This is a genomic window from Bradyrhizobium sp. AZCC 1721, from assembly GCF_036924715.1.
GTDB lineage: Bacteria > Pseudomonadota > Alphaproteobacteria > Rhizobiales > Xanthobacteraceae > Bradyrhizobium.
The window spans coordinates 3,824,111-3,843,586 of the sequence record NZ_JAZHSB010000001.1; the positions used below are offsets into that span (position 1 = coordinate 3,824,111).

The 19,476-nt window shown below is 63.1% G+C and carries 20 protein-coding genes; 12 read left to right on the forward strand and 8 right to left on the reverse strand.

Features of this window, described 5'->3' with window-relative positions:
* The first annotated feature begins 65 nt into the window (after positions 1-65).
* The 6 genes from V1273_RS18275 to V1273_RS18300 all read left to right on the forward strand — a co-directional run bounded on the left by V1273_RS18275 (position 66) and on the right by V1273_RS18300 (position 6,071).
* Complete coding sequence (locus V1273_RS18275; RefSeq protein WP_334362710.1) at positions 66-1,001, forward strand: carbohydrate ABC transporter permease; 936 nt, start codon at positions 66-68, stop codon at positions 999-1,001.
* A complete protein-coding gene (locus V1273_RS18280) occupies positions 1,001-1,912 on the forward strand; it encodes a carbohydrate ABC transporter permease (RefSeq protein WP_334362711.1) in 912 nt (303 codons plus the stop codon). Before V1273_RS18275 ends, V1273_RS18280 begins: the two co-directional genes overlap by 1 nt.
* Positions 1,913-1,916: 4 nt before the next feature.
* The gene (locus V1273_RS18285; protein ID WP_334362712.1) at positions 1,917-3,017 is read left to right on the forward strand and encodes an ABC transporter ATP-binding protein; all 1,101 of its coding nucleotides are present in this window, start codon (positions 1,917-1,919) and stop codon (positions 3,015-3,017) included.
* Between the two features lie 30 nt (positions 3,018-3,047).
* Complete coding sequence (locus tag V1273_RS18290) at positions 3,048-4,037, forward strand: hydroxyacid dehydrogenase (RefSeq protein ID WP_334410483.1); 990 nt, start codon at positions 3,048-3,050, stop codon at positions 4,035-4,037.
* A gap of 66 nt (positions 4,038-4,103) precedes the next feature.
* Positions 4,104-5,528 (forward strand): amidase, encoded by a 1,425-nt coding sequence (locus V1273_RS18295; RefSeq protein WP_334410484.1) that lies wholly within the window; start codon positions 4,104-4,106, stop codon positions 5,526-5,528.
* A gap of 117 nt (positions 5,529-5,645) precedes the next feature.
* Positions 5,646-6,071 (forward strand): hypothetical protein, encoded by a 426-nt coding sequence (locus V1273_RS18300; RefSeq protein WP_334410485.1) that lies wholly within the window; start codon positions 5,646-5,648, stop codon positions 6,069-6,071.
* A 19-nt stretch (positions 6,072-6,090) separates the two neighbouring features.
* Here the strand turns inward: V1273_RS18300 and V1273_RS18305 are convergent, their stop codons facing one another.
* Complete coding sequence (locus V1273_RS18305; RefSeq protein WP_334412235.1) at positions 6,091-6,603, reverse strand: DUF1993 domain-containing protein; 513 nt, start codon at positions 6,601-6,603, stop codon at positions 6,091-6,093.
* Positions 6,604-6,891: 288 nt separating this feature from the next.
* Here V1273_RS18305 and V1273_RS18310 point away from each other — a divergent pair, with 288 nt between their 5' ends.
* Both V1273_RS18310 and V1273_RS18315 read left to right on the forward strand, forming a co-directional pair.
* Positions 6,892-7,746, forward strand: a complete 855-nt coding sequence (locus tag V1273_RS18310; protein ID WP_334410486.1) for a DUF2147 domain-containing protein — start codon at positions 6,892-6,894, stop codon at positions 7,744-7,746.
* Between the two features lie 145 nt (positions 7,747-7,891).
* Positions 7,892-8,245 carry a hypothetical protein gene (locus V1273_RS18315; protein ID WP_334410487.1) on the forward strand — a complete coding sequence of 118 codons (354 nt, stop codon included), beginning with the start codon at positions 7,892-7,894 and terminating at the stop codon, positions 8,243-8,245.
* A gap of 12 nt (positions 8,246-8,257) precedes the next feature.
* Here the strand turns inward: V1273_RS18315 and V1273_RS18320 are convergent, their stop codons facing one another.
* Together V1273_RS18320 and V1273_RS18325 are read right to left on the reverse strand one after the other, a co-directional pair.
* Positions 8,258-8,662, reverse strand: a complete 405-nt coding sequence (locus V1273_RS18320) for a (R)-mandelonitrile lyase (RefSeq protein WP_057845510.1) — start codon at positions 8,660-8,662, stop codon at positions 8,258-8,260.
* Between the two features lie 23 nt (positions 8,663-8,685).
* Entirely contained in the window at positions 8,686-9,384 is a 699-nt protein-coding gene (locus V1273_RS18325) for a ribonuclease activity regulator RraA (protein WP_334362723.1), read from the reverse strand.
* Between the two features lie 226 nt (positions 9,385-9,610).
* Here V1273_RS18325 and pxpB point away from each other — a divergent pair, with 226 nt between their 5' ends.
* Genes pxpB through V1273_RS18340 form a run of 3 tightly spaced genes read left to right on the forward strand, consistent with a single transcriptional unit; the run spans position 9,611 to position 12,199 of the window.
* Complete coding sequence (gene pxpB, locus V1273_RS18330) at positions 9,611-10,342, forward strand: 5-oxoprolinase subunit PxpB (protein WP_334410488.1); 732 nt, start codon at positions 9,611-9,613, stop codon at positions 10,340-10,342.
* Complete coding sequence (locus V1273_RS18335) at positions 10,339-11,394, forward strand: biotin-dependent carboxyltransferase family protein (protein ID WP_334410489.1); 1,056 nt, start codon at positions 10,339-10,341, stop codon at positions 11,392-11,394. Before pxpB ends, V1273_RS18335 begins: the two co-directional genes overlap by 4 nt.
* A 34-nt stretch (positions 11,395-11,428) precedes the next feature.
* Positions 11,429-12,199 carry a LamB/YcsF family protein gene (locus V1273_RS18340; protein ID WP_334410490.1) on the forward strand — a complete coding sequence of 257 codons (771 nt, stop codon included), beginning with the start codon at positions 11,429-11,431 and terminating at the stop codon, positions 12,197-12,199.
* Between the two features lie 2 nt (positions 12,200-12,201).
* On the opposite strand, the gene V1273_RS18345 is transcribed toward V1273_RS18340, so the two are convergent.
* From V1273_RS18345 to V1273_RS18365, 5 genes are all read right to left on the reverse strand, one after another.
* Positions 12,202-12,354, reverse strand: a complete 153-nt coding sequence (locus tag V1273_RS18345; RefSeq protein ID WP_176721835.1) for a hypothetical protein — start codon at positions 12,352-12,354, stop codon at positions 12,202-12,204.
* A gap of 179 nt (positions 12,355-12,533) precedes the next feature.
* Entirely contained in the window at positions 12,534-14,135 is a 1,602-nt protein-coding gene (locus V1273_RS18350) for a sulfite reductase subunit alpha (RefSeq protein WP_334410491.1), read from the reverse strand.
* Entirely contained in the window at positions 14,132-15,928 is a 1,797-nt protein-coding gene (locus V1273_RS18355; RefSeq protein WP_334410492.1) for a NirA family protein, read from the reverse strand. The genes V1273_RS18350 and V1273_RS18355 overlap by 4 nt, the downstream gene beginning before the upstream one ends.
* A gap of 350 nt (positions 15,929-16,278) precedes the next feature.
* A complete protein-coding gene (locus tag V1273_RS18360) occupies positions 16,279-17,445 on the reverse strand; it encodes a CmpA/NrtA family ABC transporter substrate-binding protein (RefSeq protein WP_334362731.1) in 1,167 nt (388 codons plus the stop codon).
* A complete protein-coding gene (locus V1273_RS18365; protein ID WP_028346026.1) occupies positions 17,442-18,032 on the reverse strand; it encodes an ANTAR domain-containing response regulator in 591 nt (196 codons plus the stop codon). Before V1273_RS18365 ends, V1273_RS18360 begins: the two co-directional genes overlap by 4 nt.
* Before the next feature lie 112 nt (positions 18,033-18,144).
* On the opposite strand from V1273_RS18365, the gene rimO reads away from it, so the two are divergent.
* Complete coding sequence (rimO, locus tag V1273_RS18370; RefSeq protein ID WP_334362732.1) at positions 18,145-19,470, forward strand: 30S ribosomal protein S12 methylthiotransferase RimO; 1,326 nt, start codon at positions 18,145-18,147, stop codon at positions 19,468-19,470.
* The last annotated feature ends 6 nt before the right edge of the window (positions 19,471-19,476 follow it).

A 19,476-nucleotide genomic window follows, 5' to 3' on the forward strand; every position in this document is an offset into this window, starting at 1 on the left:
CCTATCCGCCTTCAATCGTAGGCCCGGCAAAGCCGACAGAAACGTATCAGGGATGAAAACACACCATGGCTGACGTCGCATTGCAGCCGAACCGGGGCGCCGCACAAGCCGCGCGCAAGCGCTCGAGCCTTCACAAAATGCTCAGGCGCAAATCGACAGTGGCGTTCCTGATGACGCTGCCGCTGATCCTCCTGATCGCGACCCTCGTGATCTATCCGGCCTTCTATGCGCTGCACTTGGCGACCTTGAACAAGTCGATGCAGCGCTTCGTCGCGCTCAGCAATTTCGAATTCCTGTTCAGGCGCGAGACGTTCTGGCTCGTCGTCAAGCAGTCCTGCATCTTCGCGATCACGGCCGTCGTCTTCAAAGCGCTGCTGGGCTTTATCATTGCGCATTTCGTTCACAACATACCGGCCAAGGGCCAGCGCAAATGGCGCGGCATGCTGCTGGTGCCGTGGGTGATTCCGCCGGCGATGAGCACGCTCGCCTGGCTGTGGCTGTTCGATCCCTCCTACAGCGCATTCAACTACACGCTCTCGTTCTTCGGCATCGGGCCGATCCCATGGACCGGCGATGCCATGTGGGCGCGCTTCTCGGTCATTCTCGTCAACATCTGGGTCGGTGCGCCGTTCTTCATGATCATGTACCTGGCGGCGCTGAAATCCGTGCCGGAACAGCTTTACGAGGCCGCCGCCATCGACGGCGCCAATTGGTGGCAACGCATCTGGTACGTGACGCTGCCGATGATGCGAAATATCATCGCGATTACGACGCTGTTCTCGCTGATCGTGACGTTCGCCAATTTTGACATCGTACGCATCCTGACCGCGGGCGGTCCGCTCGATCACACCCATATCTTCGCGACGTGGGCGTTCCGCATCGGAATCGAGGGCAGCGATATACCGCTGGGCGCCAGCGTCTCCCTCTTCATGGTGCCGATCCTGGCGATCGCAGCGATTTTCATCCTGCGCGACATCAACAAACGCGGGAACGAAGCCTGATGACCACGGCAACAATCGACAAGGCCGCGCCGACCCGCAAGGTCAAGTATGGCAGCATGAGCCGCGACCGGGCCTGGGCGCTGCGCTGGTCGTATTTCTTCCTGGTGATCTTCGCGATCTTCTCACTGACGCCGCCGATCTACATGCTCATCACGTCATTGAAGAGCAGCGCGGAGATTTCGGCGGCGACAAATCCGTGGTGGGTGTTCCATCCTACGCTGGACAATTACATCTCGCTGCTCACATCGAACCAGTTCCTGCGCTTCTTCTGGAACTCGGCGATCGTCTCCATCTTCGTCGTCACCATCACCATGCTGATATCGGTGCCGGCGGCTTTCGCCCTGGCGCGAATGCGGTTCTGGGGTTCGGCAACGCTCGCGACGGGCGTGTTCCTGACCTATCTCATTCCCGAGACACTGCTCTTCATTCCGCTTTTCAAGATGTTCGCGGTGATCGGCGACTGGACCGGCATCCAGCTCATCAACAGATGGTACGTGCTGCTCATTCTCTATCCGACGCTCACGGTGCCATTCTGCACGTGGATCATGATTGGCTACTTCGCCTCGATCCCGAAGGAGCTGGATGAAGCGGCCGTCATCGACGGCGCCTCATGGATCCAGACGCTGACGCGGATATTCATTCCGGTTGCCTTTCCCGGCATCATCGCGGCGACGATCTTCGCCTTCACGGTCTCCTGGGCACAATTCCTCTATCCGCTGGTCTTCACCACATCGACCGACCAGCTCGTGATGCCGGTTGGCATCATCACCACGCTGATCAAGGGCGACGTATTCAACTGGGGGCAGATCATGACCGGCGCCCTGCTCGGCGCAGCGCCGCCGCTCATCATCTACGCGTTCCTGATGGACTATTACATTGCCGGCCTGACCGCCGGTGCGACAAAGGGTTGATCTCATGGCTGACGTGACGTTGCGTAAGGTTGTGAAGCGCTATGACGAGGTCGAGGCGGTGCGCGGCATCGACCTCGACATCGCGGACCATGAGTTCGTGGTGCTGGTCGGACCATCGGGGTGCGGAAAGTCGACAACGCTGCGGATGATCGCCGGCCTGGAAGATATCTCCGACGGCGACATCATGATCGGCGGCGACATCGTCAACGACGTGCCACCGAAGGATCGCGATATCGCGATGGTGTTTCAGAACTACGCGCTCTATCCGCATATGACGGTTGCGGAGAACATGTCGTTCGGATTGCGGCTGAAGCGCTATCCGAAGGCCGAGATCAAGAGCCGTATCGACGAGGCTGCGCGCATGCTCGACATCGTCGAACTGGTCGACCGCAAGCCGAAGCAATTGTCCGGCGGCCAGCGCCAGCGCGTCGCCATGGGCCGCGCCATCGTGCGTAACCCAAAGGTGTTTCTGTTCGACGAGCCGTTGTCCAACCTCGACGCCAAGCTGCGCGTGCAGATGCGGATCGAGATCAAGAAGGTGCACCAGAAGGTTCGCACCACGACGGTCTACGTGACCCACGACCAGGTGGAGGCGATGACGCTGGCCGACCGCGTGGTGGTGATGAACCATGGCCGGATCGAGCAGATCGGCACGCCGAACGAGCTCTATCACAAGCCGGCAACGAAATTCGTCGCCAGCTTCATCGGTTCGCCGGCGATGAATTTCATCCCGTGCCGGTTGGAGGATCTCGCCGGCAAGTTGCACATCCGGTTGACCGACCGCATCGCCTTCCCGCTGCCGCCGGCCCGCGCCGCCCGATATCAGGGCATTCCGCGCACCGACAAATTGCTGCTGGGGCTGCGGCCCGAGCATATCACCGAGGCTCGGCCGCATCTTGCACCCGGCGTGGAGGCCTTCGACACCGTGCTCGACGTCACCGAGCCGATGGGAATGGAGACGCTGATCTATTTCACGTTGGAAGGCTCGCAGGTCTGCGGCCGGGTCAACCCCAATGCCGGCGCGCAGGATGGCGCCCCCCTCCGATTGGCTGTGGACCTCAACAATATGCACCTGCTAAACGAGGTAACTGGCGTCGTCCTTTGACGGCGCAATTGCGTGACCTAAGGGCAGGAAATGACTACCAACAAGAAGAAAATCTTCATTACGGAATCGATGTCGCAGCAGGGAAGAGCGCTGCTTCACGCGCGAGACGACATCGAACTCGTCGAATTTCCCAACATGATTTCGCAGAAGGATTTCGAAACCAAGCTGAAGGAGCATGCGCCGGTGCACGGTGTCGCCCTTGGCGCCACCCGCTTCGGCGAGCCCGAGTTGGAAGCCTCGAAAGACATGCTGGTCGTCACCCGGATCGGCGTGGGGTTCGACGCCGTCGACGTCCCCGCGCTGAGCCGCCGCAAGGTGCCGCTGATGGTGGCGGGCACCGCCAATTCGCCTTCGGTTGCCGAACACGCGCTGTTCATGATGCTCACGCTCGCCAAGCGCGCAACGGAAATGCATTCGCTGGTCAGGGACGACAAATGGGCTGATAGGCTCGGGATGCTGCCCTACGACCTCTTCGGCAAGACCGTCCTGATCGTCGGTTTCGGGCGCATCGGCACGCGGACGGCCAAGCGCTGCCTCGCGATGGAAATGAACGTCCTGGTTTTCGACCCCTATAAGCCCCCCGCCGACATCAAGGCCGCCGGTTGCGAACCGGTCGCTGACCTCAACGCGGCGCTGCCGCGCGCCGACTTCGTCAGCATCCATTGCCCCAAGAACCCGGAGACGGTCGGCATGTTCAATGCCGACAGGCTGAATCGGATGCAGCCGTCAGCCTATCTGATCAACACGGCGCGCGGCGGAATCGTCGACGAGGCCGCGCTGCACGCCGCGCTGGTGTCCGGCAAGCTTGCCGGCGCGGGCCTCGACGTTTTCGAGCAGGAGCCGCCGCCGGCCGGTCAGGCGTTGCTCGCCCTGCCGAACGTCATCATGGCGCCGCATGTCGCCGGCGTCACCGTGGAAGCCGTGGACCGGATGAGCGAGCAAACCGCCCGCAACATTCTGAGCGTATTGGACGGCGATCCCTTGCGCCAGAACGTGATCAATCAGGACGTGCTCGGCTAGATCGTCCGCAGCAAATGGCCCCAGGCATGGCCGGTCTATCGGCCGGCCGGCAAGCGAGGTGTGTGCATGGCCTTCAAGGAATACGGCGATTACGACGCGGTCGGCCTTGCCGAACTGGTTCGGAAGAAGGAGGTCTCGGCCAAGGAATTGCTCGATGAGGCCATGGCTCGCACGGCAAAGGTCGATCCGCAGATCAACGCGGTGGTCGTCAAGCATTACGAGTATGCCGAGCGTCAGATCGAACACGGCCTGCCCGACGGTCCCTTTACCGGCGTGCCATTTCTGTTGAAGGACCTCGACCTCCTGGAGGGCACGCGCACGACGTCAGGAGCCACGGTCCTGAAGGATTTCGTGGCTGACCACACCGGGACGCTGGCGCGGCGTTTCCTCGAGACCGGCGTATCCATCTTCGGCAAGAGCTCCAGTCCCGAATTCGGCCTTATGCCGACGACGGAGTCGCGCCTGTTCGGGCCGACCCGCAATCCCTGGAATCTGGAGCATTCTTCCGGCGGGTCGTCCGGCGGCGCCGCGGCGGCCGTTGCCGCCCGCATCCTGCCCGTCGCGCACGCCAGCGATGGCGGCGGCTCGATCCGCATCCCCGCCTCCGCTTCCGGCGTGTTTGGCCTGAAGCCGACCCGGGCGCGCAATCCGCTCGGCCCCGATCGCGGCGAAGGCTGGGGCGGATTCTCCTGTGGCCATGTCGTGAGCATCAGCGTGCGCGACAGTGCGGTGATGATGGACGCGATTCACGGGCCGGAGTCGTCGAGCCCCTATTTCGCGCCGCCGCCGGAGCGGCCGTTTTCGCAGGAAGTCGGCCGCGACCCGGGCAAGCTTCGTATCTCGTTCACCGATAAATCGCCGTATGGCGACGCCATCGATCCGGAAATCGCGGCAGCCGTGCGCGAGATCGCAAGCCTTCTGGCGGGGCTCGGCCATCACGTCGAGGAACAGGCGCCGGCGCTTGCCGCCGATCCAGCCGCGGTCATGACCACCATCGTCGGCGGCAACACCGCACTGACGGTTCGTTTGATCGAGCAGCGGCTCGGGCGAGAGATGACGGATAATGATCTCGAGATATTGACGCTGGCGCAGTCGCGCAACGCGAAGAGGACCTCGGCGACCGACTATGTGGCCGCCCAGCTCGCCGCCTTCCAGATTTCCCGCTCACTGGCGACCTTCTTCGAGAGCTGCGACGTCTTCCTCTGCCCGACCCTATGCGCACCGCCGCTGCGCATCGGCGAACTCAACACCATGTCAAACGATCTGTCGCACATTGCCCCGATCCTGCGCCGCTACATGCCCGGCACCTCCATGTTCAACATGTCCGGGCAGCCGGCGATGTCGGTGCCGCTGGCCTGGAACAAGGCCGGATTGCCGCTTGGCATGATGTTTTCGGCCAGGTTCGGCGACGAGGCCACCCTGTTCCGCCTGGCCGGCCAGCTCGAACCGGTCCGGCCCTGGAAGAACAAATTACCGCCGGTGCGCGCTTAGCTACGCCCCAAAAAAGCCACGGATTGACAAAGCCTGGCTTTATTCGGAAGCAAGGAAAGGGCCTTGGGCGGCGACGGGTACTGATTCCGCAAACGGGCTCGATCCGGAGGCTGAATCGTGACCCAAAGCGACCCGACCGACAACGCCCTGGCGACCATCGCCAGCATCCTCGACCCGCCGGAAAGCCGTCGCGAACCCGAAAAGCCCGCCGTCACGGCGCAGATGCCGGTGGGGCCGCCGCCCATCCCCACATCTCCTCCGCCCATCGAGGCTCACGGTTACTGCAAATTCGGGCCCGGCCCGATGACCGCGATCCGTTTCAAATGGACGGTCCGCCTCGACAATGGCGGTTACTATGTCGACGAGACCATCGGCGAGAACTCCACGCCGATAGTCACCGGGCCGATGTCGAGGGAAGCCGCGATCCAGATGGTCGACGATCGCGAAAGCAACGCGCGCCGACGCTTCGAGCAATTGAAGAGCGAGATGACCGGGCTTAGCGCCGCCGCCAATCTGGCGCGCAAGGATAACGGCGAGGCGTAACTTCCGTCGTTGTTAATGGCTATCTCGGTGGCCCCAGAAAATCCTTCTTGGCCAGATCAACACCGGCCTGGCGCAGGATGTCGTAGGCCGTCGTGACATGAAAGAAGAACTGCGGAACGCTGAACGTCAACAGCAACGATTTTCCGGTGAATTTCCGCTGGGTTCCGTTCTTGAACGTGAATGCGACTTCCTTGTCTGCCGCGGCGTCGATCTCGGCACGCGGCAAATCGTGCAGAAAATCGATCGCCTCCGATATCCGCGACTTGAGCGCGGCAATGTCGGGCTCGGCGTCCAGAAATTCGCGAGGCGCACGGCCGGCCAGCAACGCGCAGGCAACGACCGCATGCCGATTGGCCTCTGCTACCTGCTGCTTCAGGCTGTACATGGTGGGTGAGAGCCGCATGTTCAAAAGGACAGCGGGATCGATGGTTCGGGCTTCGGCATGGCCGGCAGCCTTGTCGAGAAGACCGGACAGATTTCCGAGATACGGCACGAACACGCCGACGGAAGCCTCGTAGAGCGAGATGGTCACGATTTTCAATTTCTCCGGCTAGCACCACGCGGACATAAATCGGCGCCATCGGTTTCAGAGTATCATCTAAATTTATGCCGCTCAGCTCGATTGATTCTCGATTGGACAAGCGTGTTTTCTGAGGAAATTGACCGTCCATTGGGCGCAATTTAGACTACCGCGGTCGAATTGAACCAAAGCCGCTAGTACACGACTTATAGTTTGAAAGTGATCTGGATCACGTTGAGTGAAGCTGCCGCTGCGTAGTAGCTGCGGGAATCCGGATTCCCTGTTCAGGAGGTCGTTATAATGAAGAAGTGCCTCGCTATCGCCGCGCTCTTGCTGGCTGGCACCGTCACCGCTGCGCAGGCGCAGTACACTTTCGAGTATGGCGGCCGCACCATTACGATCGATCCCGATCGCGGCACCGTTTCCATTCCGGGCGTCTACGACAATACCGGCAAGAAGACCAAACGCGCGCGTGGCGAGGAAGGCGATCTTGATCGTCCGACCAGGAAAGCTCCGCAGCAGGCAAAGACCGCCCCGCAGGCCACCCCCGAGACTGCGCCAGCGCCGACCGCGCCAGCACCAGCGGAGCAAGCGGCTGCCCCTGCGACTGCGCCGGCACCTGCTGCCCCTGCTCCGGCCGCTCCCGCCGCGGCAACAGCAGCGCCATCGAGCACGACGACAGCCGTTGCGCCGACTGACGCCCCCGCGCCTGCGGCGGCAGCGCCCGCTGCTCCCCCAGTGCCACAGAACGCCGCGCCGGCAGTCCCGCCAGCACCAGCTCCCGTTGCTGCGCCGGCGCCACCGCCGCCGCAACAGAAACAGGCCGCGGCTCCGGCAGATTCGGCGGCGCCGCCTGCGAACTCACCGCTCGGCGTTTGGCTGACCGAGGAGAAGGAAGGCAAGGTGCGGATCGAACCGTGCGGCCCCAATCTCTGCGGCTATTCCGTCGACAAGAAGTCGAACCAGAACGGCGAGCAGGTCCTGATCAACATGAAGCCCGGCAAGGACAAGTGGAGCGGCCGGATTTTCGATCCAAACACCGGCAGCACCTACGATTCCACGATCGCGCTCAAGGGCACCGACAGCCTGCGCGTTCAGGGCTGCGCCTTCGGCGGCATGTTCTGCGGCGGCCAGACCTGGACCCGCGTCAACTGACTCGTCGCGTCATTTTGACGACCGTGACGCTGTTGGGCGGAGTCCTTCTTTGAGATCTTGTCCCACGTCCCGCGCGTGATGACAGTCACGGTCGCCTTGGAGCGGCTATGGAACTATGGGCGTGTCCAAACAACAGGGGCACGCCATGGGAACTCTTCGCAAATCTGCTGTCGCCGTTTCGCTACTTGCCGTGTTGGCCACCACGACGCCATCCGCAGCCGCAACATTCGACGGCGACTGGAATGTGCAGATCGCTTCGTCGAACGCCGCCTGCAGCAGCGTCGCCTCGGTCTCAATCGGCATCAACAATGGTCAGATCGCCTCGCACAACGCGGCTGTCACGGCCTCCGGCCGCGTAGCGGAGGCCGGCGCCATCCGCGTGACCCTTGCAAGCGGCATGAAGCGAGCCGTCGGCTCCGGCGTTCTCACGGGCACGTCGGGATCGGGCACATGGCGCGCGGCCCTCTGCTCCGGCACCTGGACCGCGCAGCGGATGTGAAGCGGCAGGAACTCAGCCGACCTTCTCGGAATATTCCGCGTCTGTCACATGTTCCATCCAGGTCACGTAGCTACCGTCGAGCGCTTCCTGCATGGCGATGTGGGTCATGGCGTTGGTCGGCGAGGCGCCATGCCAGTGCTTCTCGCCGGGCGGAATCCAGACGACATCACCGGGGCGAATTTCCCTGATTGGACCGCCCTTGGCCTGCACCCGTCCGACCCCCGAGATGACGTAGAGCGTCTGACCCAGCGGATGCGTATGCCACGCCGTGCGGGCGCCCGGCTCAAAGGAGACGCGCGTCGAAGCCAGCCGTGCCGGCGCCTCGGTCTGGATGATCGGATCCTGCAGCACCGTGCCGGTGAAATATTCGGTCGGCGCCCGGCGCGTTGGCCGGGAGCCCGCGAGATGGATTTCCATGGAGTTGCCTCTGCCTGTTGAAGTTATTTCTTCGTCGCGGCGTAGCGCGCCTTGGTCTCGGCGTTCATCGGATAGAGGCCGGGCAATGCCGCGCCGTTGTTCACCTCGTTGACGATCCAGGCTTCCATCCGTTCCTGCTCCGGCCCTTCGGCCAGCACATGGTCGAGCAGGGCCTGCGGGATCAGCACGGCACCGTCCTGGTCGGCGACGACGATGTCGTTCGGGAACACCGCGACTCCGCCGCAGCCGATCGGCTCGCCCCAGCCCACGAAGGTCAACCCCGCCACGGAAGGCGGCGCGGCGAAGCCGTCGCACCAGACCGGGAGATTGGTGCCGAGCACGCCTTCGACATCGCGCACCACGCCATCGGTGATCAGCGCCGCAACGCCGCGCTTGACCATGCGGGCGCAGAGGATGTCGCCGAAGATGCCGGCATCAGAGATGCCCATGGCATCGACCACGGCGATGCAGCCTTTCGGCATGGCTTCAATCGCGGTGCGGGTCGAAATCGGCGACGACCAGGATTCAGGCGTGGCGAGATCCTCGCGCGCGGGCACGAAGCGCAGCGTGAAGGCCGGTCCGACCAGCCGCGGCTGCCCCGGCCGCAGCGGCTTGGTGCCGCGCATCCAGACGTTTCGCAGGCCCTTCTTGAGCAGCACGGTGGTGATGGTGGCGGTCGAGACGCCGGACAGGGTTGCGATGGCTTCGGGGGACAGGGACATCTGGAATGCAGGCTCCGGAGGATAGGTGAAAGGTAGCGCATCTTGCGAAGCGCAGACATCGCGTCAAGGGTCGGTGGAAAGAAGCGCGATCATAACATCTTATCGTCGGACTGCAGATTAATTTATTGAACTTACTGGCGGATTTCGCGCGAAGCGAATTCCACTCGCGTCCAAAACACGCTAGAGGTTGAGGCTAGCATGAGAGCTGCGAGACAGTTTAGAGGCCATGGCCGCAACGCTATCCCCGCCCCGCCTGTTGCTGAGTGGCGACAGCGCCATCACGGTGGAATTCAGCCGCAACATTGACGATGCCGCCAACCGGCGGGTGCTGGCGCTCGACCGTGCGCTGGCTGCTCAACCCATCGCAGGCGTCACCGAGACGGTGCCGACCTATCGTTCGTTGCTGGTCCACTACGATCCGGTCCAGATCGGTTTCGACAAGCTTGGTGAAAGGATTCTCGCGCTCGCGCAGCTCCCGGTACCGGCGACGACAAAAACCCGGCGCTGGCGCATTCCGGTCGTTTATGGCGGCGAGCACGGCATCGACCTCGAGGGCGTCGCAAAAACCCTCAACACCACGCCTGAGGAGATCGTGGCGCGGCACGTCGCCGGCGACTACCGGGTCGCGATGATCGGCTTTACGCCCGGCTGGTCCTATCTCAGCGGGCTTGCGGATAGCCTACATATGCCGCGGCGGCAAAATCCGCGTTTGCTGACGCCGGCCGGCACCATCTCGATTGGTGGGGTGCAGACCGGCGTACAGTGTCTCGCTGGCCCGAGCGGCTGGCATCTTCTGGGGCGGACAGCCGTTCGCACCTACCAGCTTCACCGCGATCCGATTTTTTTGCTGGAGCCCGGCGACAACGTCACCTTCACGTCCGTCGATGCCAAGACATTTGCGGAGCAGGATCGCGCCGCCGAAGCCGGCGAAGTCATTGCCGAGCAGATCGCCACATGAGCAAGCTCGTCATTGCATCGATCGGCCCGGCGAGTTCGGTACAGGACGGCGGACGTCCCGGCGCCCAGCGCTACGGCCTGGTGCCGAGTGGCGCAATGGATCGGCTGGCGCTGGCGGCAGCGAACACGCTGGTTGGCAATGAGCCGTTCACGGCGGCCGTCGAAATCGGCCCGTTCGGGGCAAAATTTACCGCGCGCGGCGCTGCCGTGCGCGTGGCGCTGACGGGAGCCCCGCGCAACGCCGATATCGCCGGCCGCGCCGTGGCACCGGATACATCCGCAACCATCGCCGATGGCGAGACGCTGACGCTCGGCTTTGCCCGCGGCGGCGCGTTCAGCTATCTCGCGATTGAAGGCGGCATTTCCGGCGAGCCGATGTTCGGCAGCCTGGCCGTCAATGCGCGCGCAGGCCTCGGTAGCCCCTATCCTCGCCCACTGCAGGCCGGCGACGAGCTACCGGCGAAGGCCGCTAGCGGCGCGGTGGAACGGCGGATCGAATTGCCGGTGGCAACCGACGCGCCGATCCGCATGGTCTGGGGTCCACAGGACGACGAATTCACCGATGAGACCAAAAAGCTGTTTGTCGACAGCGAATGGAGGATATCGGCGACCAGCGACCGCATGGGCTACCGGCTTGAAGGCCCCACCCTCAAGCACCTCCACGGCCATAACATTGTCTCCGACGGCACCGTCAACGGCAGCCTGCAGGTGCCCGGTAATGGCCAGCCGATCGTGCTGATGCCGGACCGCGGCACCAGCGGCGGCTATCCCAAGATCGCAACGGTGATTTCGGCCGACCTCGGGCGATTGGCACAGATCCCCGCCGGGCACGCCTTTCGCTTTCGCGCCGTCACCATGGCGGAAGCGCAGGCCGAAACGCGCAAGTTTGCGGAACTGTTGCGCACCCTGCCTGAGCGGCTGCGCGCAATCGAAAGCGTTGATCTCAACATCGACGCCCTGCACGATGCCAATGTCGCGGGCCACGCCGTTAGCGCGGTCGATGCCGGAACCTGGCACGCGGTATCGACGGCCGACATAGCGGGCCCGGACTGACCATCAATCCACTCACGAGAAGCGGACGGACAACATGACAACCATCGACCTCAATTGCGATCTCGGCGAAGGATTTGGCGCGTGGGAAATGGGCAATGACGCCGCGATGATCGAGCTTGCGACGTCGGTGAACGTCGCCTGCGGCTTTCATGCCGGCGATCCCGACATCATGCGCCGCACGGTCGAACTGGCGAAAGCGCGCGGCGTCTCGGTCGGCGCGCATCCTGGATATCGCGACCTGCACGGCTTCGGCCGGCGGCCGATCCCGGGCCTCAAGTCTTCGGAGATCGAGAACCTCATCGCCTACCAGATCGGTGCGCTGCAGGCGATTGCGACCGCGGCCGGTTACAAGGTTACCCACGTCAAGGCGCATGGCGCGCTCTCCAACGTCGCCTGCGAGGACGACACGACGGCGAAAGCGATCGCCAACGGTATCAAGGCGGTCGATCCCAATCTGATTTTTGTGGTGCTCGCCAATTCCAAGCTGGTGCAGGCGGGCGAGGCCGCCAATTTGCCGATGGTGCACGAGGTGTTCGCCGACCGCGCCTATGAGGACAACGGCTCGCTGGTGTCGCGCAAGAAGCCCGGCGCCGTGCTGCATGATGCGAAACAAATCGCCGATCGCGTGGTGCGGATGGTGCAGGACGGCGCGGTGGTGTCGGTCACCGGCAAGGTAATCAAGATGCGCACCGACACCGTCTGCATTCATGGCGACACGCCGGGCGCCGTCGATATCGCACGCGGCGTTCGTCAGGCGTTGAAGGATGCAGGGATTACGGTCGCGCCGTTCAAGACGGCACGTTGATCTCAGAACGGATGGACCGACAGCGTACCGAACACGATGGCGGCAATGAGCGCGAACGCGCTGTAGAGCGCGGCGGTGTGAAAGCCGGTGCCGGAACGGCGGGACACCGAGCGTGCGTAAAGGTGCAGGCGGGCTTCCGCCGATAGTTCGCGCATGGTCGATCTCCAACGCAGCATGGAGTGCATATGGAATATCGATCGCGCACCGATGCAAGATATCCGCCGAAATAGCGATAGGGGCGCTCCGGCGCGCTCCATTTCGAGGGGAAATTTCCCTTCTTTCCGACCAGAGCGAGAATTTTATTCGGGCCGATTTGAGGGGGTTGGAGCCCGGATTAGTAAACGTCCTGCTGGAACCGGCCTTTTTTCTTGAGTTCCCCGACGAAGCTGACGGCCTCGTCGGTAGTTCGGGCGCCGAATTGGGCGACGATGTCGACCAGCGCGCGCTCGACGTCCTTGGCCATCCGCTTGGCATCCCCGCAGATGTAGACATGGGCGCCTTCGGCAAGCCAGGTCCATACCTCGCGGCCAACCTCGCGCATGCGGTCCTGTACGTAAAATTTCTTGTTGCCATCGCGCGACCACGCCAGTGACAACCGCGTCAAGAGGCCCGACGTCTTCATCGCATTGAGTTCGTCGGCATAGAAGAAGTCGCAATCGCTGCGCTGATGGCCGAAGAACAGCCAGTTCTTGCCGGGTGCGCCGGTGGCGCGGCGATCGAGCAGGAAGGCGCGGAACGGCGCGATACCCGTCCCAGGGCCGACCATGATGATTGGGGTCTTCGGGTCTTGCGGCAGCGCGAAGCCATGGGCCTTCTGTACATAGACCTTGACCTCGTCGCCGGGACTGATGCGCTCGGCAAGGAATGTCGAGGCCAGTCCCAAACGACGACGCTTGTTGACCACATAACGCACGCAGTCGACGGTCAGCGACAGCTTTCCGGGCGTCGCATTGTGCGACGACGAGATCGAGTAAAGCCGCGGCTGCAATGGCTCCAGCGCCTCGACAAAGGCCTCGGGATGCGGACGGATGCGGGAGAACTTCTGCAATACCGCCATGACGTCGAGCGTCGCCGCGTCGCCATCGGGATCCTCGCCCTGCGCCAGCGCGCGGGCTTTCTCGCGTAGCGCGCCGCCGGTCAGATACGAGATCAACTCGAACAGTGAATCCGGCGCCGGCGACAGTGAGACGTCATCGCGCAATACTTCACGCAGCGTCTTTCCCCTCACCTCCGTCGTATGCGATGCGCCCAAGAGTGCAATGATCTGGTCGACGAGGCCGATGTCGTTGCGCGCAAAGATGCCGAACGAATCGCCCACGACATAGTCGAGGCCACATCCGGAGAGATCGAACTCGATATGCCAGGTCTCCTTCTCCGAGCCCTCGCCGTTGAGCAGTCGCCGCGACAGGAATTTTGCGTTTGCGGGATTGTCGCGCGAGCGGCCGGGCTCGCCTGGAGCCGTCGGTGTAACCGCGGCCGCCGCTGCCGCAGGCGCCGATGACGGTGCGGGTGCCTTGTCGATCTCCTCATAAAGCGACTTCAGCATCCGCGCGGTTTCCTTGCCGCCGGGGACGCAGAGGTTGAGCCGTGCTTCGCTCTTGTTCGCGATCGCTTCCGAATAGTTGTGGCAGTCATAGCCGCATTGGCCGCAATCCTGCTGCGCCATTGCCGCCATCATCCGCCGCCGCAACGGCCGGCCCTCGGCAAGCTTCATGCGATCGGCGATCGGCATGGTCTGGTCGTGCCACGGCGCTTCGCCGTCATCGCCATCGCCGGCCGCGCCCTGCATGACTTCAGCGCCTTGTTCGGCCGACAACGGCGTCGCATCGGACAGGAGCCCGGCAAAGAACCCGTTCAGCCAGGAGCGCTGCGCTTCGGAGAATGGCGCGTTCGAGGGAATGATCTCGACCTTGGGTGGAGGCGTGATCTGATTCATGAGGACACCTGAGCGTCAGTGACCTGGGCATCGGCCAGCTTGCGCAGCGTCTCGCCGTCATGGCGGCGCGCAAAGGTCAGGAACGTTTCATCGGGTGATGCGCGATGGGTAAGATAGGCCTTCAGCAATTTCTCGACCGTCCTCGGCGCATCCTCGGCCTTGACGTCGCGATAGACCTCCTGCCCGACATCGGCGTCGGGTCCGAAGCCGCCGCCGGTGAAGAGATGGTAGCCCTCGACGGGATCGGCATCTTCGCCAATATCCACTTTCGCGGCGATCAGCCCGATATCGCTGATGTAGTGCTGCGCGCAGGAATGATGGCAGCCGGTGACGTGGATGTTGATCGGCGTCTCGATGTCGACGCGTGGCTCGCACCAGTCGCCGATTTCGGCGGCATGGCGCTTGGTATTCGCCGCCGCAAATCGGCAGCCGGCATTGCCGGTGCAGGCGATCAGGCCGGCCCGGATTTGCGACGCCTCGACCGCGAGACCGATCTTCTTGATCGCGGCGACCGCAAGCTCGACGTTCTCGTCGCGCACGCCCGGAATCAGCAGGTTCTGCCACACCGTCAGGCGGATATCGCCGTCGCCAAGATCCTGCGCGATTTTGGCCAGCCCCCGCATCTGCTCACACGTGATCTTGCCGAGTGGCAGCGACACGCCGATCCAGTTCAGCCCCACCTGTTTCTGCCTGTGCACGCCGATATGCGCCGTGCGATCCGAAGCCGGCCGCGGCGCAAGCGCTTCCGGCCGCACGCGGGTGAAGGGCTTGCCGAGCCGCTCCTCGACCAGCGCGTGGAATTTTTCGTGCCCCATCCCATCGAGCACATATTTCAGCCGCGCCTTGTTGCGGTTAGTGCGGTCGCCCAGCTCAATGAAGATGCGCACGATGGCATCCGCCACCCTGGTGGCATCGGCCGGCTTCACGATGATGTCGCTATACTTGGCAAAATCCTTGTGACCGGTGATGCCGCCGATCCCCAAGCGAAACCAGATGCCGGGCTCGGCGCCAAAGCCGTCCTTCACCTCGACCGCGGTGAACGCGATGTCGTTAGTGTCTTCCAGCACGGCGATCTTGCCGGCGCCATCGAAAGCGACATTGAACTTGCGCGGCAAGCCATACAGCGAGCGATCGTTGAGGATGTGGTAGTGCCACTCGCGGGCATATTCGCGGGTGTCGACCAGTTCCTGCGGGTCGATCCCCGCCGTCGGCGTGCCCGTGACGTTGCGGATATTATCGGCGCCGGTGCCGCGCGAACACAGGCCCAGATCCTGGATGCCCTCGATCAAAGCCACCGCATGCTTGGGCGGAATTTCGCGCACCTGCAAGTTAGCGCGCGTGGTGACGTGGCAGAACGGCCCGCATAGCCGCTCGGCGAGATCGGCCAATCCCGAAAACTGCCAGTGCTTCAGGATGCCGTTCGGAATCCTGAGGCGGCACATGTAGGAATCCTGCGCCGGCGCGACGTAGAACAGGCCGTAGTAGCGCCAGCGGAAATTATCTGCGGGGTTCGGCGGCGCGTTGTCGAGCGCCTGCTGCTTCAGCCGGGGATAAGCATCGAACGGATGCTCCTCGCGCTTGAACTTCTCCGGATCGGCGAGCTTTTTGCCGGAGGCCGTGACCTTGTCCTGCGCCTTGATATGGGCGGCATCCGGCCCCGTTGGTTCGGCATTCGCCTGTCCCGCGTTACCGAGGCCGCGCCCGACCCGGCTGATCTGCAAACCTGCGGTAAAGCCTTCGAGGTAGCGCTTCTGCTCGTCGGTAAAGTCGACTGTAATCGGTTCGATTTTCATGCGCGACGAAGCTCCTGCGGCCACGATGGTGGCGTCAACGAATGGGATGGACCGCCCAGGCGAATCGGCCAGGCGTGGTGCCGGGCTGTGATTCTGGTATGCGGTCCGACCAGCTTCGTTGCTGCGGAAATCCATCTTGGACGTAGGTCAGCAGGCATCTGCGACGAGCCGACCGCACTGCACCATACAAGTTGCGTGCCAAATGGAGTCGCGACGAATGTCTTGGAATTTCAATCTGTTCCAGCGAGGAACTCGCAACTATGAAGCAAGCTTCATAGTTGCATTCTGAGCAATCTGCTTAAGAACTGGGCGGCCAGTGCAATTGCCCAATATTTCTTCAATCGACTGGCTTACGGCTTCCAATGCCCAATCTTGAAAGCCGCCAGATGCCCGGCGATATCCGCGGGGTCGAATGCGGGGCCGGCAAAGGCGCCGATGGCACCAGGCGCGTCGGGAGCCGCCCCCGGACGTCCCATGGCGGCGTCGTAGAGTTCGGGCCTGAAGACCGCCATGGCGGTCCGCAGCGCATCGGGCCGCATCTGTGTCTGTCCCCAGCGTACCATTTGGGCGTAAAGCCAAGCGGCCTGCGCCGGATCGGGCCGGCCCGCCCCTTCGCGCCCGACCAGCAGATAGCGGCCGCTCTCGCGCCGCTGGCCGTCCGGTGAAATCTTCAGTCGGCCGTCGAGGGTGCGTTGGATCACCTCGGCGCCGACGCCAAGCCGGTCGGGCCGCGCCAGGACATCGGCGGTCTCGGCGCGATTTCCGGGCTCCTCGATGTATTCGGCGGCGTGGGCAGCCGCGCGGATCAGCGCAGCCAGCGCGTTCGGATTCTTTTCCGACCAGCTTTGCCTGACCGCGAGAACCTTTTCGGCCGCGCGCACCAAAATATCAGAGACGAAATGCAGTATGTGGCCGACGCCGAGATCGACCGCGACCGAGTTCCAGGGCGCGCCGACGCAGAACGCATCGACATGGCCATTGGCGAGGCTGTCCACCATGTAGGGCGGCGGCAGCACCACGAGGCGAACATCCTCATCCGGATCGACACCGCCCGCCGCCATCCAGAACCGGAGCTGGTAATTGTGTGTGGAGAACGGAAACGTCATGCCGAACGTCAGCGGCTCCGCGCCGCTCTTGCGCCTGGCGGCAACGACGCGGGCAAGCGCCAGCGCCGTGGCCATGGGATCGAGCGGATCGCCATCGATCTCGCTCATGATTGCGGCGTGCAGCGCCGGCGATACCGTGATCGCGTTGCCATTGAGGCCCAGATTGAATGGCGCAACGATCGGCACCTTGACGTGGCCCAAACCCAGGCTCGAGGCGATCGCTACCGGCGCCAGCAGATGCGCTGCGTCGAACATGCCGATATTGAGCTTGTCGCGGACGTTGGACCACGACACTTCACGCACCAGCGTGACATCGAGCCCTTCGGCGGCCGTAAAGCCCTTGTCGACGGCAATGATCAACGCGGCCGCGTCGACCAGGGGAATGAAGCCGATATGCAGCGGTGTCGTCATTTCAGCAGCTCCGACGCGGTCAGGATCGACTGCGCGATCTCGCCGATTTTCTTCTTCTCGCGCATCGCGGTGGAACGCATCAGCACATAGGCCTCCTCTTCGGTGAGGCCCTTCACCTTCATCAGGATTCCCTTGGCGCGGTCGATCACCTTGCGCTCCTCGAGCGCCGACTTGGTGCGGTCGAGTTCGTCCTGCAGCTTGGAGAAGGCGTTGAAGCGGGAAATGCAGAGGTCGAGGATCGGCTTGATCCGTTCTTTCTTCAGGCCGTCCACGATATAGGCGGAAACGCCGGCATCGACGGAGGCCTGGATCGAGGCCGCATCGCTCTGGTCGACGAACATCGCGATCGGCCGCCGTACCGCGCGGCTGACCTGGAACATCTGTTCCAGAACGTCGCGGCTGGGGTTTTCCAGGTCGATCAGGATGACGTCCGGGTCGAGCGCATAGATCCGTGCCAGCAGGCTCTGCATTTCGCTGATATGCACAACGCCGGTAAAGCCCGCCTCCCGCAACCCCTCTTCCAGGATTGCGGCCCGGATCGGACTTTCGTCGACAATGACGATTTTCGGCGACGACTCAGCGCTCATCGATCAACTCATACCCCGGCCGGGCATCCATAGCACGTCAGAAGCTGGCGCAAAGCCTTGTAATTATGGGCAATTAGGACTAGCTCGTGCCGATCAATCAGGCAGATGAAATATGCAACAGGCCGCTGCGCCCAAAGTCAGCTTTGTTTCCCTTGGGTGCCCCAAAGCGCTGGTGGATTCCGAGCGCATTATCACCCGGCTGCGCGCCGAAGGCTATGAGCTGGCCCGCAAGCATGACGGCGCCGACATCGTGATCGTCAACACCTGCGGCTTCCTCGACAGCGCCAAGCAGGAATCGCTTGGCGCCATCGGCGAGGCGATGGCGGAGAACGGCAAGGTCATCGTCACCGGCTGCATGGGCGCGGAACCCGAGCAGATCGAGGCGGCCTATCCGGGCGTGCTCTCGATATCGGGCCCGCAGCAATATGAGAGCGTGCTGGAGGCCGTGCACCGGGCCCTGCCGCCGGTCCATAATCCGCACCTCGATCTGGTGCCGCCGCAGGGCGTCAAGCTGACGCCGCGCCACTACGCCTATTTGAAGATTTCCGAAGGCTGCAACAACCGCTGCAGTTTCTGCATCATCCCAAAACTGCGCGGCGACCTGGTGTCGCGTCCGGCCAATGACGTGCTGCGCGAGGCGGAAAGGCTCGTCGCAGCCGGCGTCAAGGAATTGCTGGTCATCTCGCAGGACACGTCGGCCTATGGCGTCGACGTGAAGTATTCCGAAAGCCCCTGGAAGGACCGCCAGGTCCGCGCCAAATTCTTCGACCTCGCCAAGGAACTCGGCGACCTCGGCGCCTGGGTGCGGCTGCAATATGTCTATCCCTACCCGCACGTCGATGAAGTCATCGGGCTGATGACCGAGGGCAAGATCCTGCCCTATCTCGATATTCCCTTCCAGCATGCGAGCCCGGACGTCCTGAAAGCCATGAAGCGCCCCGCCGCGCAGGAAAAGACGCTGGCGCGGATCAAGAAGTGGCGCGAGGAATGTCCTGAACTCACGCTGCGCTCGACCTTCATCGTCGGTTTCCCCGGCGAGACCGATTCCGACTTCGCCTATCTGCTCGACTGGCTGGAAGAGGCCGAGATCGATCGTCTCGGCTGCTTCAAATACGAGCCGGTGGCGGGCGCCGCTTCCAACGCGATCGGCAATGCCGTGCCCGACGAGATCAAGCAGGAGCGCTGGAACGCGCTGATGGCGCGGCAGCAGAAAATCTCCTCTCGCCGTCTCAAGCGCAAGGTCGGCACGAGACAGCAGATCATCGTCGACGAGGTCGGACCGACGGTCGCAAGGGGTCGTTCAAAAGCCGACGCGCCGCAGATCGATGGAGCGGTCTATCTTTCCAGCCGCCGCCCGCTGAAGGTCGGCGAGATCGTCACCGCGAAGATCGAGCGGTCGGATCAGTATGACCTGCACGGCAGCGTCGCGGGATTCTGAACACCG

Bases quoted from the DNA above. Each gene is read 5' to 3' on its own strand.
- V1273_RS18360 (WP_334362731.1), bottom strand. From the start codon at position 17,445: ATGACGACACCGCTGCATATCGGCTTCATTCCCCTGGTCGACGCGGCC.
- rimO (WP_334362732.1), top strand. From the start codon at position 18,145: ATGCAACAGGCCGCTGCGCCCAAAGTCAGCTTTGTTTCCCTTGGGTGC.
- V1273_RS18340 (WP_334410490.1), top strand. From the start codon at position 11,429: ATGACAACCATCGACCTCAATTGCGATCTCGGCGAAGGATTTGGCGCG.
- V1273_RS18335 (WP_334410489.1), top strand. From the start codon at position 10,339: ATGAGCAAGCTCGTCATTGCATCGATCGGCCCGGCGAGTTCGGTACAG.
- V1273_RS18310 (WP_334410486.1), top strand. From the start codon at position 6,892: ATGAAGAAGTGCCTCGCTATCGCCGCGCTCTTGCTGGCTGGCACCGTC.
- V1273_RS18345 (WP_176721835.1), bottom strand. From the start codon at position 12,354: ATGCGCGAACTATCGGCGGAAGCCCGCCTGCACCTTTACGCACGCTCG.
- V1273_RS18320 (WP_057845510.1), bottom strand. From the start codon at position 8,662: ATGGAAATCCATCTCGCGGGCTCCCGGCCAACGCGCCGGGCGCCGACC.
- pxpB (WP_334410488.1), top strand. From the start codon at position 9,611: ATGGCCGCAACGCTATCCCCGCCCCGCCTGTTGCTGAGTGGCGACAGC.
- V1273_RS18290 (WP_334410483.1), top strand. From the start codon at position 3,048: ATGACTACCAACAAGAAGAAAATCTTCATTACGGAATCGATGTCGCAG.
- V1273_RS18315 (WP_334410487.1), top strand. From the start codon at position 7,892: ATGGGAACTCTTCGCAAATCTGCTGTCGCCGTTTCGCTACTTGCCGTG.
- V1273_RS18325 (WP_334362723.1), bottom strand. From the start codon at position 9,384: ATGTCCCTGTCCCCCGAAGCCATCGCAACCCTGTCCGGCGTCTCGACC.
- V1273_RS18275 (WP_334362710.1), top strand. From the start codon at position 66: ATGGCTGACGTCGCATTGCAGCCGAACCGGGGCGCCGCACAAGCCGCG.
- V1273_RS18280 (WP_334362711.1), top strand. From the start codon at position 1,001: ATGACCACGGCAACAATCGACAAGGCCGCGCCGACCCGCAAGGTCAAG.
- V1273_RS18355 (WP_334410492.1), bottom strand. From the start codon at position 15,928: ATGAAAATCGAACCGATTACAGTCGACTTTACCGACGAGCAGAAGCGC.
- V1273_RS18365 (WP_028346026.1), bottom strand. From the start codon at position 18,032: ATGAGCGCTGAGTCGTCGCCGAAAATCGTCATTGTCGACGAAAGTCCG.
- V1273_RS18285 (WP_334362712.1), top strand. From the start codon at position 1,917: ATGGCTGACGTGACGTTGCGTAAGGTTGTGAAGCGCTATGACGAGGTC.
- V1273_RS18295 (WP_334410484.1), top strand. From the start codon at position 4,104: ATGGCCTTCAAGGAATACGGCGATTACGACGCGGTCGGCCTTGCCGAA.
- V1273_RS18350 (WP_334410491.1), bottom strand. From the start codon at position 14,135: ATGAATCAGATCACGCCTCCACCCAAGGTCGAGATCATTCCCTCGAAC.